The sequence below is a fragment of the Mycobacterium shigaense genome, assembly GCF_002356315.1.
Classification (GTDB): Bacteria; Actinomycetota; Actinomycetes; order Mycobacteriales; family Mycobacteriaceae; genus Mycobacterium; species Mycobacterium shigaense.
Genome location: NZ_AP018164.1, coordinates 2,975,243 through 2,991,797 on the forward strand (window position 1 = coordinate 2,975,243; position 16,555 = coordinate 2,991,797).

20 protein-coding genes and 1 pseudogene are annotated in these 16,555 nt (G+C 65.0%); 18 read left to right on the forward strand and 3 right to left on the reverse strand.

The genetic code is table 11. The features are described 5' to 3' along the window. The first annotated feature begins 78 nt into the window (after positions 1-78). A complete protein-coding gene (locus MSG_RS13955; RefSeq protein ID WP_096440452.1) occupies positions 79-468 on the forward strand; it encodes a nitroreductase family deazaflavin-dependent oxidoreductase in 390 nt (129 codons plus the stop codon). A gap of 66 nt (positions 469-534) precedes the next feature. Here the strand turns inward: MSG_RS13955 and MSG_RS13960 are convergent, their stop codons facing one another. Further along, entirely contained in the window at positions 535-1,521 is a 987-nt protein-coding gene (locus MSG_RS13960) for an Acg family FMN-binding oxidoreductase (RefSeq protein WP_096440454.1), read from the reverse strand. 172 nt (positions 1,522-1,693) lie between these two features. Here MSG_RS13960 and MSG_RS13965 point away from each other — a divergent pair. From MSG_RS13965 to MSG_RS13985, 5 genes and pseudogenes are all read left to right on the forward strand, one after another. Beyond that, positions 1,694-2,011, forward strand: a pseudogene (locus MSG_RS13965) (transketolase C-terminal domain-containing protein); the annotation flags it as partial. Then, entirely contained in the window at positions 2,008-3,198 is a 1,191-nt protein-coding gene (locus MSG_RS13970; protein WP_096440456.1) for a dihydrolipoamide acetyltransferase family protein, read from the forward strand. The pseudogene MSG_RS13965 and the gene MSG_RS13970, both read left to right, overlap by 4 nt. 6 nt (positions 3,199-3,204) lie before the next feature. After that, entirely contained in the window at positions 3,205-3,483 is a 279-nt protein-coding gene (locus tag MSG_RS13975) for an acyl carrier protein (protein WP_096440458.1), read from the forward strand. A gap of 154 nt (positions 3,484-3,637) precedes the next feature. Beyond that, positions 3,638-4,591, forward strand: a complete 954-nt coding sequence (locus MSG_RS13980; RefSeq protein WP_232011289.1) for an Acg family FMN-binding oxidoreductase — start codon at positions 3,638-3,640, stop codon at positions 4,589-4,591. Between the two features lie 95 nt (positions 4,592-4,686). Further along, on the forward strand, positions 4,687-5,127 hold the full coding sequence (locus MSG_RS13985) for a pyridoxamine 5'-phosphate oxidase family protein (protein WP_096440462.1): 441 nt from the start codon (positions 4,687-4,689) through the stop codon (positions 5,125-5,127). 43 nt (positions 5,128-5,170) lie between these two features. On the opposite strand, the gene MSG_RS13990 is transcribed toward MSG_RS13985, so the two are convergent. After that, the gene (locus MSG_RS13990) at positions 5,171-5,539 is read right to left on the reverse strand and encodes a SpoIIAA family protein (protein WP_096440464.1); all 369 of its coding nucleotides are present in this window, start codon (positions 5,537-5,539) and stop codon (positions 5,171-5,173) included. Positions 5,540-5,608: 69 nt separating this feature from the next. Beyond that, on the reverse strand, positions 5,609-6,979 hold the full coding sequence (locus MSG_RS13995; RefSeq protein ID WP_373421197.1) for a bifunctional lysylphosphatidylglycerol flippase/synthetase MprF: 1,371 nt from the start codon (positions 6,977-6,979) through the stop codon (positions 5,609-5,611). A 381-nt stretch (positions 6,980-7,360) separates the two neighbouring features. Here MSG_RS13995 and MSG_RS14000 point away from each other — a divergent pair, with 381 nt between their 5' ends. The 12 genes from MSG_RS14000 to MSG_RS14055 all read left to right on the forward strand — a co-directional run bounded on the left by MSG_RS14000 (position 7,361) and on the right by MSG_RS14055 (position 16,550). Further along, positions 7,361-7,696 carry a hydrogenase maturation nickel metallochaperone HypA gene (locus tag MSG_RS14000; RefSeq protein ID WP_096440467.1) on the forward strand — a complete coding sequence of 112 codons (336 nt, stop codon included), beginning with the start codon at positions 7,361-7,363 and terminating at the stop codon, positions 7,694-7,696. Positions 7,697-7,799: 103 nt separating this feature from the next. Continuing rightward, positions 7,800-7,958, forward strand: coding sequence for a hydrogenase nickel incorporation protein HypB (locus MSG_RS24905; RefSeq protein ID WP_142404522.1), 159 nt, complete (start codon positions 7,800-7,802; stop codon positions 7,956-7,958). 214 nt (positions 7,959-8,172) lie between these two features. Further along, the gene (locus tag MSG_RS14005) at positions 8,173-9,228 is read left to right on the forward strand and encodes an NADH-quinone oxidoreductase subunit B family protein (protein WP_096440469.1); all 1,056 of its coding nucleotides are present in this window, start codon (positions 8,173-8,175) and stop codon (positions 9,226-9,228) included. Positions 9,229-9,293: 65 nt separating this feature from the next. Continuing rightward, positions 9,294-11,093, forward strand: a complete 1,800-nt coding sequence (locus MSG_RS14010; protein WP_096440471.1) for a nickel-dependent hydrogenase large subunit — start codon at positions 9,294-9,296, stop codon at positions 11,091-11,093. A gap of 3 nt (positions 11,094-11,096) precedes the next feature. Then, positions 11,097-11,996: a NifU family protein gene (locus tag MSG_RS14015; RefSeq protein WP_096440473.1), complete on the forward strand. Its 900-nt coding sequence runs from the start codon at positions 11,097-11,099 to the stop codon at positions 11,994-11,996. Positions 11,997-12,098: 102 nt separating this feature from the next. Beyond that, positions 12,099-12,734, forward strand: a complete 636-nt coding sequence (locus MSG_RS14020; protein WP_096440475.1) for a DUF5947 family protein — start codon at positions 12,099-12,101, stop codon at positions 12,732-12,734. After that, complete coding sequence (locus MSG_RS14025; protein WP_096440476.1) at positions 12,731-13,384, forward strand: DUF6084 family protein; 654 nt, start codon at positions 12,731-12,733, stop codon at positions 13,382-13,384. The genes MSG_RS14020 and MSG_RS14025 overlap by 4 nt, the downstream gene beginning before the upstream one ends. Next, on the forward strand, positions 13,381-14,706 hold the full coding sequence (locus tag MSG_RS14030) for a hypothetical protein (protein ID WP_096440478.1): 1,326 nt from the start codon (positions 13,381-13,383) through the stop codon (positions 14,704-14,706). Before MSG_RS14025 ends, MSG_RS14030 begins: the two co-directional genes overlap by 4 nt. Positions 14,707-14,718: 12 nt before the next feature. Beyond that, positions 14,719-14,838: a DUF6893 family small protein gene (locus tag MSG_RS26175; protein ID WP_096440480.1), complete on the forward strand. Its 120-nt coding sequence runs from the start codon at positions 14,719-14,721 to the stop codon at positions 14,836-14,838. A 17-nt stretch (positions 14,839-14,855) separates the two neighbouring features. Then, positions 14,856-15,359: a hydrogenase maturation protease gene (locus tag MSG_RS14040; protein ID WP_096440482.1), complete on the forward strand. Its 504-nt coding sequence runs from the start codon at positions 14,856-14,858 to the stop codon at positions 15,357-15,359. 3 nt (positions 15,360-15,362) lie between these two features. Next, positions 15,363-15,629, forward strand: coding sequence for a HypC/HybG/HupF family hydrogenase formation chaperone (locus MSG_RS14045; protein ID WP_096440483.1), 267 nt, complete (start codon positions 15,363-15,365; stop codon positions 15,627-15,629). Positions 15,630-15,806: 177 nt separating this feature from the next. Next, the gene (locus tag MSG_RS14055; protein WP_258173976.1) at positions 15,807-16,550 is read left to right on the forward strand and encodes a DUF6390 family protein; all 744 of its coding nucleotides are present in this window, start codon (positions 15,807-15,809) and stop codon (positions 16,548-16,550) included. Positions 16,551-16,555: the final 5 nt, after the last annotated feature.

The following is a 16,555-nucleotide window of genomic DNA, read 5'->3' on the forward strand; positions in this document are numbered from 1 at the left end:
TGCGAAGTGTTGACTTCAGGCCCTATTCCGCGATCCGGGACAGCAGCTCAGATACCAGCGGGGAAAGGTGGACTGATCATGGCCTTGCTTGACAACGTTCGGGTGTTCAACAAGCGATTGCTGAACCCGCTGATGCTGCGGTTGGCAGGCCGCAAATACTGGTACGCCTCCGTCGTCGAGCACACTGGGCGACGCTCGAGCAAACCGTACGCGACGCCGGTCGTCACCGAGCAAACCGGCGACGGCTTTGTCATTCCCCTGCCGTACGGAACGAACGTCGATTGGTTGCGCAACGTCCTTGCCGCGGGGCGGGCGACTATCCGGGCTCATGGCCGCACGTACCAGGTGGTGCAACCGGAGATCATTTCCCCGGACGCGGCCGCACCACAGCTGCGCCCCGGCCGTCGGCGCACCTTCGATCTGGCTGGCGTGAAGCACTACCTCAGGGTGAAGTCCGAGCCGACGTAGCCGCAGCCAATACTGATTCTGTTGCGATGCAACGCAATTCATCCTGTCAAATTTCGGACGCAAGGTTCAGGAGCGAATCTCCAACACTTCGCTCAGGGGTCGCCGCGGCGTCGGGTCGGGAGCCAACTCGCCTTCCGGTTCGATGCCCACTCTGATCAGCACCTGTGGCATGGCGGCGGGACCCGTTGCGAAATCCCGAATCATCTCACGGCTTGCTTCCAGCTCCGTGACGTGTGTGACCGGACAGGTTGCCAGTCCGACCATCGTGCACTCCAGCAGGATCCCCGAAAGAGCCTCCCCGCAGTCGAGTGCGTCTTGGTGGGAGTCCGTCATGGTGGACAACATCAGAATTTTCGCTTCGTCGTAGCTACCTGCCGAGCTGCTTTGATCGAGCGGATCGGTAGGAAAGCGACGGTTGACGTCGACTCTGCGATCATCGGGCTCCGATACGAGCGCGCTTTGCGGTATGCCTTCTGCTCGCTCCACCGATGCTGTCCACCAACGCAATTCGTAGTGATACAGGTCGTCATAGCGCCGTAACGCCTCGGCGAGCCGCGCCGCTTCCGCCAGCCGTGGCCGCGCGTCGTCGCTCAGCACGTCGAGGGTGACCAGGTCGCTGTCGAATGAGCTTCGCAGTACTGGCTCGAACGACGCCCAGCGTTTCGGTGCCCGGAAGGGCAGTCGGTTCGTGCGCCGACGCCGTATCGCGTCGGCGCGATCGCGGCGCGCCTGCGGGACGTAATCGACTGGCGTGAAGTCGACGGACGCGAGGTGGTCCGGATTATTCGGATTCGGGAACCGTTCGACACTCGTCGTCCATCCGGCAGCGGCCATGGCAACCTGAAAATGGTGCAGTGCCGCGCCACAGCCGATCAGCGCCTCGCGACCCGACCTGTCTGCCGATCTCACTGTCTGCCGCGGGTCGACGAACAGATCGACGCTCTTATCGTCCGCAACCCACCGCCAAGGCTGACTATTGTGCAGCGAGGGAGCGCGACAGGCCAGCTCCACGGCCGCCGCGATCAGCTCGGTGTCCGCCACCATGTGCGTCATCCCTCTCACCTGCCTTCCGCCTGGCTACGACCTTGCGCTGCGAGGACATCCAGGCGCCAGAGTCCTTAGTCCTCAGCGGCGGGTCGGCTGAGCTCCCCGCCTCAGGACTGATGACTTTTGTCTCTATCGCGCCTCGCGCGCCCCGTAAAACGATGACAATGCCCGAGTTGACTTGTTACTGAACGGGATAGACTGCGAAGTGGTGGATCTCCGGGTGCTGCGGCCGCTCGACGAGGACACCGTCCTGGAATCAATCCGCAAGACGCACCGTGCCGTCGTCGTCGACGAAGCCTGGCGCACAGGCAGTTTGGCGGCCGAGGTGATGGCTCGTGTGATGGAGGGTGCCTTCTACGACCTCGACGCACCCGTGGCGCGGGTGTGCAGCGCCGAAGTCCCGATACCGTATGCGAAACACCTGGAGCAGGCGGCACTCCCCCAGCCCGCGCGGATCGTTGACGCCGTCAAAAGTCTCTTCGGGGAATCGCCGTGATCGAGTTCAAGATGCCGGCCCTCGGCGCGGACATGGACGAGGGCACGTTGAACGAGTGGTTGGTCAAACCCGGCGACAAGGTGACGCGTGGCCAGATCGTGGCCGTCGTCGAAACCACCAAGGCGGCGGTTGAGGTCGAATGCTGGCAAGAGGGCACCGTTGACGAGCTGCTTGTCGCGGTCGGTGAAACCGTCCAGGTGGGTACGGTGATGGCTACGTTGCTGGCACCCGACGAGCGTGCCGAAGCGCGACCGCACCGACGGCCTCGCCGCCCGGCAAGAGGTGCCGGTGCGGCACCGACGACCGCTCGCTCGACGAAGCCCGCGGCCGTCACCTCTCCCGCCGCACCACAACGACGCCGCTGGATATCGCCCGCCGCGCGCCGGCTCGCCCAAAAACTCGGTGTTGATGTCGACGCTGTGAGCGGCACCGGACCGCAGGGAGCGGTCACGATATCCGACGTGGAACACGCGACCACCGCGAAGAAGCCGGCCACCACGGCAACATCAGCCGATCGTGCGGCGCAGATGCGCAAGTCCATCGCGGCCGCGATGAGCCGATCGAAGCGGGAGATTCCCCACTATTACCTGGCCGACGAGATCGTGTTGGAAGGTGCGCTCGCCTGGCTCTCCGCGCGAAACGCGCAACGTTCGATCGATGAGCGGGTGCTGCCCGCCGTATTACTGCTGAAAGCCGTCGGACTCGCTGCGCAGCGATTCGGCGAGTTCAACGGATTCTGGCGGGACGACGGCTTTCAAGCCGCGCCGGGCGTCCACGTCGGGGTCGGCATCTCGCTGCGCGGCGGGGGCCTGGTGGCGCCGGCGATTCATGACGTTGCCGAGAAGAAGCTGGAGGAATTGAGGGACGACTTAACCGATCTCGTGACCCGGGCGCGCTCCGGGTCGTTGCGCAGTTCGGAGATGTCGGATCCGACCATCACGGTAACGAACCTGGGTGACCAAGGCGTCGACACGGTCTTCGGCGTGATCTATCCCCCGCAGGTGGCGCTGGTCGGCTTCGGGACGCCCGCCCAACGCGTACGGGTCATCGACGGGGGAATCCGGGTTGTCACCACTGCGCACGCGACACTCGCGGCCGACCACCGCGCCAGCGACGGTCACCGTGGCGCCCTGTTTCTGAGCGCAATCGACGAGCTGCTCCAACAGCCCGACCTCCTGGAAAAGTGATCTGCCATGACTTCATCCACAGACACTCGCGCAGCGGTGTTGTCGGTATTGACGACCATTGCCCCCGAAGTCGATCCCGATGAAATCTGCGATGACATTGCGCTGCGACGCCAGGTCGATCTCGATTCCATGGACTGGCTGAGTTTCCTGCGCGGCATCCATCGGCGGCTGCACATCGACATCCCGGAATCGGACTACGGCTCGCTGCGCACGCTCGACGATGTGGTCGAGTACGTGGAACACCACGCCGCTGGCGGTGCACCGGCTGCCGAGGAACGGGGCTGATCGACGCGGTCGACCGTGCGCCGGCTTTGCCGAGTGTCACTCGTCGCCGGGGACATACGGCCCTAGTCCTCCCGCCCGCCAAGCCCTACCGTCTCATTGAAGCCGTGGAATGGGATGAGGGGTCCGCATCGTGCGATCGACACCGGACATCGGGGTGCTCAAGCACGCGATACAGCTGGCCTGCCGGGCTCCGTCGGTGCACAACAGCCAGCCTTGGCTGTGGGTGGCGGAGGCAGGAAGCCTGCGGCTGCTCGTCAACCCCCACCGGATGGTTCCAGGCACTGACAATTCCAGTCGCGAAGCGATAATCAGTTGCGGCGCAGTGCTTGACCACCTGCGCGTCGCCATGCTCGCTGCCGGCTGGCGGTCAAACGTCAAGCGGTTCCCGATCAGGTCCGATCCGAATGTACTGGCATCGGTCGAATTCTTCAGGGTCGAACACGTCACCGACGCCGAGCGCGAACGCGCCGGGGCGATCTTGCAACGCAGGACCGACCGTCTCCCGCTGGGCCAACCGACGTATTGGGAACTCTTCGAGCCCAGACTGCGCGGCGTTATCGACAGCGCCGTCGTCAAGCTCCAGGTGCTTCCCGACGACGCGCGACCGCGACTGGCCGAGGCCACCCGATTAACCGAGGAATTCCGCCGCGACGACTGGCTCTACCACGCCGAATTGGATTGGTGGACATCACCGTTCATGCTCGACGACGGGTTGCCCGCGACCGCGTTAACCTCCGACAACGAGCAGCACCGCGTAGGCGTCGGACGCGAGTTCCCCACCAGGATTCATGCGAACAGGCGCCGTGAGGTCGAACTGGACTGGTCGAAGATCCTGGCCCTGTCCACCGCACACGACAACAGAATTGACTGGCTACGGTGCGGCGAAGTGCTATCCGCCATATTACTCGAGTGCACCCTCGCGGGCATTGCGACGTGCACGTTGACACACCTGACCGAGGTGAACGAAAGCCGTGAGATTTTGCGCGGACTGATCGGGGCGGACTTACACCCGCAGGTACTGGTCCGCGCCGGGATCGCGCCGTTGCTCGAAAACGTTGGGGCACCGACCCCGCGGCGTCCGTTGCACGACGTCCTGCACGTCCGCTGATCGACCTGTCGCAAGCGCCAGACAACTTTGGACCCTGGGACGCGAGGACCTTTGACCGGCTCCGCTTGCCGGGGTTCGCCAATAGACTCGTCGCTATGACAAATCCCCGAAGCGGTCATGAGGTCACCATCTTGTCGGCGAGCGAATGCTGGGAGATGCTGGAGAGCGCAACGCTGGGGCGGCTTGTCACGAGTGTGGACGGCAAGCCCGAGATCTTCCCGGTCAATTACGTCACCCAAGGCCGAACAATCCTTTTCCTCACCGCGGAGGGCACCAAGCTCGTCAGCACCGCGATCAACCACCAGGTGCTCTTCGAGGTTGACGACCACAACGCCGCGTCGGGCTGGAGCGTCATCGTGAAGGGTGTTGCCCGCTCGCTTCACAACGATGAGGACATCGAGAAGGCCGAACGTGCCCAGTTACTCTCTTGGATCTCTACGGAGAAGTCCCATTACGTGCGGGTGCTGCCGGAAACGGTGACCGGACGGCTATTCCAGTTCGGCTCGCCCCCGATGGAAAGTGCTCTCCACCTCTGACCGGTAGGCTGCCGAGAGCGCCGAGGGCGCCGAACCAACCCGATCACCCGGCGGCCCACTCCGTGGCACGGTCGAGCTCATCGAGGCCGAACACGGCGAGCTCGCCGGGAATCATCCACTGCAACGCATGCAGGGTGTGGGCAACCCATTCCTTGTCGGACACGACCGCGATTCGTTTGAAGGCCGAATGGTGCGGCAACACCGTGCCCAGACCCAGTTTAACGTCCTCGACAAACCCACCCGGCCCGAAGCCCTCGTAGTCGGAGGCGATGACTTCCACGATCCGGATGTCACCGCGGCTCAGATACTCGTCCAGGGTCGGCTTGACATCGTGCAGTTCGCGGCCTGACAGCCGGCCCGACACCCGGAGGCCGATCACCCCCTGCGGCATATCCGGTAGCACTTCGATCATCGGAATCTCCTCCTTTGACGACACAACTTCTACTGAGGTCGGCATCCATTCCGCCGCAGCCGTACCGGGTTAGGCTCCGAAATAGTGTGGCACCAGCCGCAGGTGGCGCGGGCGCGGCAGGAATTCCAGCGACAACAACACCATCAATGCGGCCGGTATGTGGCGGGCGCACAGCACTGCGTAACGTCGCTCGGCGAGCGAATGAAACTTGCGAAGGTAGCGGTAGAGGGACTCCAGACGAATCAACGGATCCAGCAGGTGAATCAATCGGTACGCGACGCGCTCGCCCAAGCCGGGATGTTCGGTCTCGAAGATTTCCGGAAATGCCGCGAAGGCCAGCGAAAGCCGCAGCGCGCCCTTGTCTTTCGCGTCGCTGATCATATCGGTGGTGAGCCGCTCATCGACCCCGTTGGGTGCTCCCGGGCGACGAAACGGCACATCGAGACTCACCTCCGAGCCTTGCCCGGCGGTTGTGTACCGGTGAAATGCGACGACACGCCCGTGTCGATCGCGCGCGATGGCCAGCTTAATGCCCGGATAGCGGCCCCGCAGCGCGCCATCGAGGTTCATGCAGAATCCGCGCTCCGTCCGTGCGGCACGGTGTGCCGCGTACAGCACCTCGGTCAGTTCGACCTTGAGCGCGTCATCCAGCTGCTGCTCGCCGACGATCTCGGTGCTGATGCCGCAGTTGTGCGTGCGCTGCACCGCTTGGCGCAAGTTGCGGAATCTGCGCCCGCGCAAGGTGAAGCGGCGCACGTCGACAACAACGTCGCGCCCAATCGGTACCACCAGCGTCGATTTTCCGAGGCGGCCATCACGCCACAGCCCGACGTGTCGTTCGCCGGCGGCCAACACGACGATCCGCCAGCCCCGACTACCGCACATGCGGACGAAATCGTCTACCAACATCTGGAATTGCCTGACTTCACCGATCGGATCGCCACTGACGACGGCAAAGCCCAGCCGCGTGCGGTAGGCGACTGCCGCGGTCTTGTCGGGATTGAAGTAGTAGCTCTTGCTCGAATGCATGGCGAACGGCGCCAGCGGGTCCCCCCTGGTGGAGTCGACCAAATGCCAGATCCACCCGAGCATTTCGGGTTGTGGTTGCGCACTGGTCGGCCACATGAGCGCGAGCCCACTGCTCGCAACCAGAACGTTGCCGAACAGTCCGAACTCCCAAAAATGTGCGCCGACTCCCGCGCATACGGCGGCCGCCGCGGTCGCGGCATGACCAGCGGTCACCGGCCGGCCGAGAAATGTTCCGCGTGCGATCAGGGCCACCGCGATCAGTAGGGCAATCGACCAACCCAACCGGCCGGGGCCGATGCGGTCGTGCCCGAAGTGTTCGCGTACGCCGAGCACGATCAGCCAAGCCGCGACACACAGCAGCATCGACACACTGATGACTCGGGCGGCCGCAACGTCGCCGGCGACCAACAGTCGCTCCGTGGTCTGAGCGCTGGCATGGTGACCACGGCGCTGATCGAATCGTGCGGCGCGGTCAGACACGGGTCGACCCATCTGTTGGAGACCTGCAGGCATCAACCCAACCGTATGCGCCTCGCCCGCGGAGTCGCGAGAGTCGTTTGTCCCGGACTTGCGGCCCTTAGGCCCCCAGCGATCGGTACCCGGGCGGCGGGGCGCCAACCGATGGCGGATGCCCCGTGTACCTGGGACATCGGCCCGACCGCGACGATGACCCACTCGGACATGCGCACGCTGCGGCGGGAGTTCGCGGCAAGCGCCGCATCGGCTATTCGCCACCGCGGTGCGGGTGTAGAAACGATTTCATGGGTCTGCACCCGGCGGCGGTGACCGGCGATGCATGAACTCTCGCTCTGCGAGGCGATCGCCGGTCTGGTCAAGACACATGCCGAGGGCCGGCACGTGGAAGTGGTACGCGTCCGGATCGGCGCTCTTCGCCAGGTCGTGCCGGATTCGCTGTCGTTTTGCTGGATGCTCGTCCGGGATGCCGAGGATATGCCGGACGCCGAGCTGGAACTCGAGTGCGTGACCGCGGCGGTGCGCTGCCGTGCGTGCCGGCGCCAGTCCGAGATCACGTCGGCGTGGTCCATCTGGTGCCCGCAGTGCGACAGCCCCGACGTGGAGGTGATGCGGGGCAACGAATTTCTGGTGACCTCGTTGGATGTCTCGTGAAAGGCATCCGCCATGAACCGATTTGATCGGTAGGGGGCGACTCCACAATCGGGAGATTCCATCGCCGACGAACCCGCGTGATGTTCCGGTCGGTGGACGTCGAGTGGACAAGTACGTCGCGCGCATCCTGGAAGTCAACACCTCCGCGCTGATCCTGCCGATGAGTGCGCGCACCGGAGACGGGGACGGGCCCATGGTTCGGACGGCCACGACGATTCGTCGCAGATCCACGATCGGCGCGGACGGCCTCGCGCGTACGTAATTAGCCAGTCTCGCTTGTTGGCCGAAAACCATTGCGGAAAAAGGTAATATCTTGCCCCCACGAGGCCGTGGGACATTTGTGCAGTTGCCGGGAAAGCGGTACCCGTTGACAACGCTTGAGGGCCGGAGTAGACCCAAAAACAGCGCTACGCAAGTGGGCCGACGGTCGACTCCGGTGGCGCAGGGGCCCCAGCCCGGCCCCGGAAAGCTGCGGCATGCCGACAGAAGCAGCAGTCAAAGCAGAGGAAACTTTGATCCACGTTCTCTGGATCAACGCGGGTCTGAGTTGTGACGGTGATTCGGTGGCGCTGACTGCCGCCACCCAGCCCACCGTCGAGGAGATTGCGCTGGGAGCTCTTCCCGGCCTCCCCAAGGTCGCCGTTCACTGGCCGCTGATCGACTTCGAATGCGGACCCTCCGGCGGGGCCGACGACTTCCTCGAGTGGTTCTTCAAGGCCGATCGGGGCGAGCTGGAACCATTCGTGCTCGTCATCGAGGGATCCATTCCCAACGAGAAGATCAAGGACGAGGGGTACTGGTGCGGGTTCGGTAACGACCCGGCGACCGGACAGCCGATGACCACCAGCGAGTGGCTCGACCGGCTGACGCCGAAAGCCACCGCCGTGGTCGCGGTCGGGACGTGTGCGACCTACGGCGGCATCCACGCGATGGCGGGCAACCCGACCGGGGCCATGGGCGTTCCCGACTACCTCGGCTGGGACTGGAAGAGCAAGGCCGGCATCCCGATCGTCTGCGTTCCCGGCTGTCCGATCCATCCCGACAATCTCTCGGAGACGCTGACCTACCTGCTCTACATGGCCACCGGTCAGGCGCCGATGATCCCGCTCGACGATGCGCTACGTCCGCAGTGGTTGTTCGGTAAGACGGTGCACGAGGGTTGCGACCGGGCCGGGTACTACGAAGAGGGCGATTTCGCCACGGAGTATGGGTCACCGAAATGCATTGTGAAGCTCGGGTGTTGGGGCCCGGTAGTCAAATGCAACGTGCCCAAACGTGGCTGGATCAACGGCATCGGCGGTTGCCCGAACGTCGGCGGCATCTGCATCGGATGCACCATGCCCGGCTTCCCCGACAAGTTCATGCCGTTCATGGACGAGCCACCCGGCGGCAAGATCTCCAGCACCGCGTCGGGCCTGTACGGGTCGCTGATCCGCGGCTTGCGCCACATCACCGAGCGCACCGTGGACAAGGAGCCGCGCTGGCGCCACAACGGTAACCAGCTCACCACCGGGGCGCGCCGCACCTGGTAGGTGACGGCCCGCATCATCCCGGTCTCACGACCTTCACAGCCCGCGGGCAGAAAGCGGTAATTGTAATGACAACGATCGTTCCCAAGCCGACGCAACAGAAGCGTGAGCCAGGCCAACTCGTCGAGATGGCGTGGGACCCGATCACGCGGATCGTGGGTAGCCTCGGCATCTACACCAAGATCGACTTCGAGAACAGAGAGGTCGTCGAGTGTCATAGCACGTCGTCGATCTTCCGGGGCTACTCGATTTTCATGAAGGGCAAAGATCCGCGCGACGCCCACTTCATCACCAGCCGCATCTGCGGTATTTGCGGCGACAACCACGCCACCTGCTCCTGCTACGCGCAGAACATGGCCTACGGCGTGAAGCCACCGCACATCGGCGAATGGATCGTGAATCTGGGCGAGGCAGCGGAATACATGTTCGACCACAATATCTTCCAGGAGAACCTGGTCGGCGTGGACTTCTGCGAGAAGATGGTTGCGGAGACCAACCCGAGCGTCCTTGCGCTGGCCGAGAAGACGGGGGCAGCGCACGCCGATGCGCACGGGTACAAGACGATCGCCGAAATCATGCGCTCGCTCAATCCGTTCAGCGGTGAGTTCTACCGCGAGGCGCTCGCGGTCAGCCGGTGGACGCGAGAGATGTTCTGCCTCATGGAAGGCCGCCACGTGCACCCGTCCACGCTCTACCCGGGCGGGGTCGGCACCGTCGCCACCATACAGCTGATGACGGACTACGTGACGCGGCTGATGCGCTACGTCGAGTTCATGAAGAAGGTCGTCCCCATGCATGACGACCTGTTCGACTTCTTCTGCGAGGCGCTACCCGGTTACGACAAGGTCGGCCTGCGCCGCACGCTGCTGGGCTGCTGGGGCTCCTTCCAGGACCCCGAGGTGTGCAATTTCGAGTACGAGGACATGGAGCGCTGGGGCAACGCCATGTTCGTCACCCCCGGCGTGGTGATGGACGGCAAGCTGGTCACCCATTCACTGGTCGACATCAACCTCGGCATCCGAATCCTCTTAGGCAGTTCGTACTACGACGACTGGACCGAGCAGGAGATGTTCGTCAAGACCGACCCACTGGGCAACGCCGTGGACCGGCGCCATCCGTGGAATCAGCACACCAACCCGCACCCGCAGAAGCGCGACATGGACGGCGGCAAGTACAGCTGGGTGATGTCACCGCGCTGGTTCGACGGAAAGGACCACCTGGCGCTCGACACCGGCGGCGGGCCGCTGGCCCGGCTGTGGTCGACCGCACTGGCAGGTCTTGTCGATATCGGCTACGTCAAGGCGACCGGAAACAGTGTCAAGATCAACCTGCCTAAGACGGCCCTGAAGGGGCCCGTCGAGTTCGAGTGGCAGATCCCAAAATACGGTAGCAACACGATCGAACGCGACCGGGCACGCACCTACTTCCAAGCCTACGCCGCCGCCTGCGCGCTGCACTTCGCGGAGAAGGCGCTGGAAGAGCTCCGCGCCGGGCGCACCAAGACGTGGGAGAAGTTCGAGGTGCCCGACGAGAGCATCGGATGCGGGTTCACCGAAGCGGTGCGCGGTGTGCTCAGTCACCATTTGGTGATCCGGGACGGCAAGATCGCCAACTACCACCCTTACCCGCCCACTCCGTGGAACGCCAACCCTCGGGACAGCTTTGGCACGCCCGGACCGTACGAGGACGCAGTGCAGGGGCAGCCGATCTTCGAGGAGAACAGCCGGGAGAACTTCAAGGGCATCGACGTGATGCGCACCGTGCGCAGCTTCGATCCGTGTCTGCCGTGCGGGGTGCACATGTATCTGGGGAACGGCAAAACCCTGCAGCGACTGCACACCCCGACGCAATCGCCAGCCGGGGAGTGACACGTGGATCGCCCGGAGACCCAGAACAGTGACACGCAATGGCGCACCGCGGGCGATCGGATCCAGACGCTGCTCGACTCGTGCGCGGCAAGTGGGCCGGCCGCGCATGACCGAGCACAGCAGTTGGTTCGGGAGATAGTCGGGCTGTACGGTGCTGGGCTGCAACGGATCCTCGCACTCTCCGACTCCCCCGGCCTGGCCGAGCGGCTGGCCACCGACGACCTGGTGGCCAGCCTGCTGTTGGTGCACGGGCTGCATCCTCACGACACGCGGCGTCGGGTGGCCGACGCGCTGAACCGGGTCCGGCCCTACCTGGGGTCGCATGGCGGCGATGTCGAGCTGTTGGACGTTGTCTTCCAGGAAGGGGGAGCCACGGTGCGGCTCGCATTCCAGGGAAGTTGCAAGAGCTGCCCGTCCTCGGCCGCGACCCTGGAGCTGGCGGTCGAGGACGCGGTGCGCGCCGCCGCGCCCGAGATCTCCGCCATCGAGGCAGTGGCGGTGCAGGCGGCCGCCGATGTGATACCTGCCGAATCGCTTCTGGCGCACGTGCGTTCGGATGGCCACGGTCGTGCGGACGGCTCAGCCTGGCATCCAATGCCCGAAGTGGCCGAGTTGGAGCCGGGACAGGTCGCGGGCTTCCTGATTTCGGGCGCGGCCCTGCTGGTGTGCCGGGTCGGCGACTTGCCACTGGCCTACCGCGACCACTGTCCGGTGTGTGACGGCTCGCTGGCGGGCGCCCAGCTCCACGAGACATTGTTGGGATGTCCGCGCTGCGGCGCACAGTTCGACATCGTGCACGCCGGCGCGGGCCCGGACGGAGCCCATCTCGATCCCCTCCCCCTGCTGCCGCGCGACGGCGTGCCGTCGATTGCGCTCCCAGAACCGATGGGGGCGAACACATGACGCGCGCCGGCGACGATGCAGAGCGAAGCGATGAGGAGGAGCGGCGCCAATGAACAGCGCCGGCGACGATGCAGAGCGAAGCGATGAGGAGGAGCGGCGCCAATGAATAGCGCTTACGACGTGCTGACCCGCATCACCACCAACCGGGCTCCTGCCCAACCGGCCGGTGAGCGCTGCGAAATGTGCGCCGAGCCGATCGGCGACGAGCATCAGCACGTCGTGAATGTCGCCGGCCGGCAGCTGATGTGTGTGTGCCGCGCGTGCTACCTGCTGTTCACCGACGGCGTCGCCGAGCTGCGTTATCGCGCTGTGCCCGACCGTTACCTGGCGTTCCCTGACTTCGCGCTGGACCGTCGCGCGTGGGAAGCACTGCAAATCCCGGTGGGCGTGGCTTTCTTCTTCACCAATTCCGCGCTGGGCTGCACCGTTGCCTTCTATCCCGGCCCGGCCGGGGCATGCCAATCCGAGCTCGACCTGGACTCCTGGACCGCCATCAGCGGCAATGACCCACGGGTTGCGCTGCTGGCCGACGATGTGGAGGCGCTGCTCGTGCGAGTCCCCGACGACAGTGTCTACGCCGACCCGCTCAGCTACCTCGTGCCGATCGACGCCTGTTATGAGTTCGTCGGACGACTGCGCTTGCTGTGGCGTGGTTTCGACGGGGGCCACGAGGCTCGCCAATTCATCGACAGCTTCTTCGCGCGAATCGCCGCCCGAACCCGGGAAGTGGCCCGATGAACGAGCGCCCGATGCAGCTGACCTTCACCGTTGTCGACCTCGCGCCCGAGCCGTACAGCGTCACTCCGGTGCTGACCGCCCGCGTCAGCGTCGACGTCAACACCGATGACCCGGTGCACGCCATGGCTTTGCGGTGCCAGGTCCGGATCGAGCCGCTGCGCCGCTCCTACTCCGACGACGAGGCGGCCGGGCTGCTCGACCTGTTTGGGCCGCGCGAGCGCTGGGCTACGACCCAGCGCACATTTATCTGGCAGCATTGCACCGCGCTGGTGCCCGGATTCACGGGCACCACGACGGTCCCGCTCGCGCTGGACTGCAGCTACGACTTCGAAGTCGCCGCCGCCAAGTTTCTGCACGCACTGCGCGACGGGACACTGCCGCTTCAATTCCTCTTCAGCGGAACGATATTCGTCAAGTCCGATCGCGGCTTCTCGGTCCAGCAGGTGTCCTGGGACTGCGAGCACCGCTACGACATGCCGGTCGCGGCGTGGCGCGACCTGATCGCGCAGCACTATCCGAACACCGGGTGGGTGCGACTGCGTCATGAAACCATCGGCGCGCTGGCCGGCTACAAATCGGCGCGGGGGCTGCTCGATCTCGACCACGCAATCACCTCACTGCTGGATCCCGAGCGGGAGGTGGCACGATGACGTCGAGCTGGGATCGGGCCCGCCTTGTGGCCGAGGCGGTGCTCTATGAGGGTTACCTGCTGTACCCCTATCGCGCGACGTCGAGCAAGAACCAGTCACGTTGGCAGTTCGGAGTTCTCGGACCGCCAGGTGCGCTCGGTGCGGGATTGGGCGAAGACGACACGCTTGCGACGGACTTCCTGGTCGACGGCGCCGAGGCGATCACCTTGTTCGTGCGGTTTCTGCAATTGCAGCATCGCAGCGCACAACGCGAGGTGGCCGACGGCGAGTTCGTCTCGGTCGCCGAGCTGAGGGCGCCGGAAGGCACCTGGCTGACGTGGGACGAGGCGGTCGATTTCGAGAGGTCCTTCGGCCCAATTCCTCTCGACGGCAAACAGCGCACGCTTGGCTTCGTGGCAAACGCGGCCCTCGACATCAAGTCAATCGACGGCGGCCGTTTGGTCCGCGAACGTCAACCAGTGAACGGCGAAATGACTATCAGCTCCCAACCGGACGGCGGGCTGCGCCGCGTCTCGATACGGATCAGCAACGTCGGCGGCGCGGCGTCCGACAAGGATGACGCGATCGCGCGATCGATGATCGGGACTCACCTTCTTGCCGAAGTCGCTGGCGGCCAGTTCGTCTCGCTGCTCGAACCGCCCCCCGCCGCGGCTGCCGCGGCGTCGAGATGCCGGCACCATCGCTGCTTCCCCGTGCTGGCCGGTCCGCCGGGCAGCGCTGACATGTTGTTGGTGTCGCCGATCATTCTCTACGACCATCCGGAGGTAGCCGAACAGAGCCATGCGGCACTCTACGACTGCACCGAGATCGACGAGATCCTGACCCTGCGCGTGATGACCATGACGGACGAGGAAAAGGCAAAGGCGCGGGCCACCGATCCCCGGGCCGCCCAGATCATCGACCACTGCGATGCCATGTCGCCGGACACGATGGCCCGCCTGCACGGCGTCCTGCGCGATCCGCATGCAGCAGCGGGACTGGTCCCGGAGATCCCTGAGTGCGTCGACTGGTGGGACCCGTTGGCCGACAATGCCGTTCGCCCCGAAAGCGACGCGATATTGGTGAACGGGACGCGCATCGCGCGCGGGAGCCGCGTGCGGTTGCGGCCCGCTCGCAACGCCGACGCGCAGGACATCTTCGTTGCCGGCAAGACCGCTCGGGTCGCGTCGGTGCACGAGGATGTCGAGGGAAACAAACATGTCGGCGTAGTTGTCGACGATGACCCGGCCGCCGATCTGCACCAGTGGTACGGACGTTACCTGTACTTCTCCCCCGACGAGATCGAGCCGCTGCCGGCGGCACAGCCCACGCGTAACGTCTGAAAGGAGTCCGACATGGAAATCATGGGTTGGATATTCATCGCCCTCATCGCGCTGGTGGTCGCGATCGGACTGGTGCTGGGAGTGGGGTCGTTGCCTGACGCCCGCCGGTACCTGAGATTGAGGCGCATGTAGCCGATTCGGACACACCGATGACTGCACGCATTCTGGTGGCCGGGATCGGCAACATCTTCCTCGGCGACGACGGGTTCGGCTCCGAGGTGATTCGAAACGCCGCGATCCCGCCTCACGATTCGAACGTCCGTGTCACCGACTACGGAATCAGCGGCATGCACCTGGCCTACGATCTGCTCGACGAATGGGACGGTCTCGTCCTCGTCGACGCGGTGCCCAGTCGCGGCAGGCCGGGCACGTTGCATGTGTTTCAGGCCGACCACGAGACGAATGAATCAGATTCGGCCGCATGGGTTCTGGATAGCCACAGCATGGACCCCGCCGCGGTGTTCGCCAGCCTGCGCGCGCTGGGGGGCACGCCGCCCTACACCGTGGTCGTCGGATGTGAGGCGGGCTGTGTCGAGGAAGGTATCGGCCTCACCGAGCCGGTGGCACAGGCAGTTCCGAGGGCCGCCCGGGCAGTCGAGGAGATCGTCGCGGCATTACAAACGTCCTGCGCGGCCATGCGCGAGGAGTGCTGACCAATGTGCCTGGGGATACCCGGTCAGGTGGTACGGGTGCTGGATGGTTATGAAGGGCAGCTCGCGCTGGTCGACGTCACCGGCGAGCGGCGCCAAGTCAATATCGGGATGCTGCCCGAAGAGACGTTCGCGCCCGGGGATTGGGTGATCATCCATATGGGCTTCGTCGTCGAGAAGACGGACCGGACCGGGGCCGAGGAGGCCATGGCAGGCCTGCAGCTGATGGGGCGGGGCACCACCGATCCGGCAATCAGTCCGGAGGGCGGCTGACATGACGAAGGCGCCCCAGACGCTCGCCCGGTTTTCGGGGTCGGACTCTCGCTCCGCACAGGTCCGCCAGCGCTGCACCGCGACCGGCACCTGCATGGTGCCCCCCGAGAGGGCCTGCGCCGCGTACTACAACTTTGGCCGCCTGCACCACGACGCCGTCAAGCTGGTGGCGCGCAGTTGACCCACAACGCGGACATCCGCGGGGTCGACATGTTCGCGCGTTACGCGTACGCGCCCAACGCGCTGGGCTACTGCGGTCCGCCGCTGGGTGCCACGCTGCGCGACGGCTCCGTCGAGGAGGTGCGCCACGCGGCCACCAAGTTTTCCGGGGCCTGGCCGTATCTGCGGGTGTTGTCTGCGCTCACCGGCATCGCCGACCCACTGGATCATCGACTAGTCGAATCATATTGGCTGGGCGGCGGTATCGCCGCCGGCATCGATCCGCACGCTTTCTTCGATGCGTTGCTGCAGATCATCGGCCCGCAAGCGGGCCGGTACTGGTCACACCTCACCGCGGACCTGGCCCATGAGGCGGCCGGCAATCACTGCTTTCATGTGTTCGGCGTGTACCCGTGGACGAGGCTTCTGGGCCGGGGCATGGACCAACACCCGCTCGAGGTGCTCGACAATTGCCGGATCGCTTGGGGCACAGTCATTTCCCGAACCGAAGACGGCGTGAAAATCAGGTGCCGTCGGCTGGCGTGGAACGGCCGGGCACTGACGTTGTCGGAGGATTCGGAGCGGCGGCTGCAGGTATGGGCCGACGGCTACAGTGCGGTGCCCGATGTGGCCATCGGTGACCAGGTCGCGGTCCATTGGGGCCGGCTGTGTGGCCGGCTGAGCCCAGACCAGCTTGGCGCGCTTGCCGATAGTACGGACCGCCAACTTCGCGTGACGAGCCGACGCCTGGCCGGCGGCTGATCGCG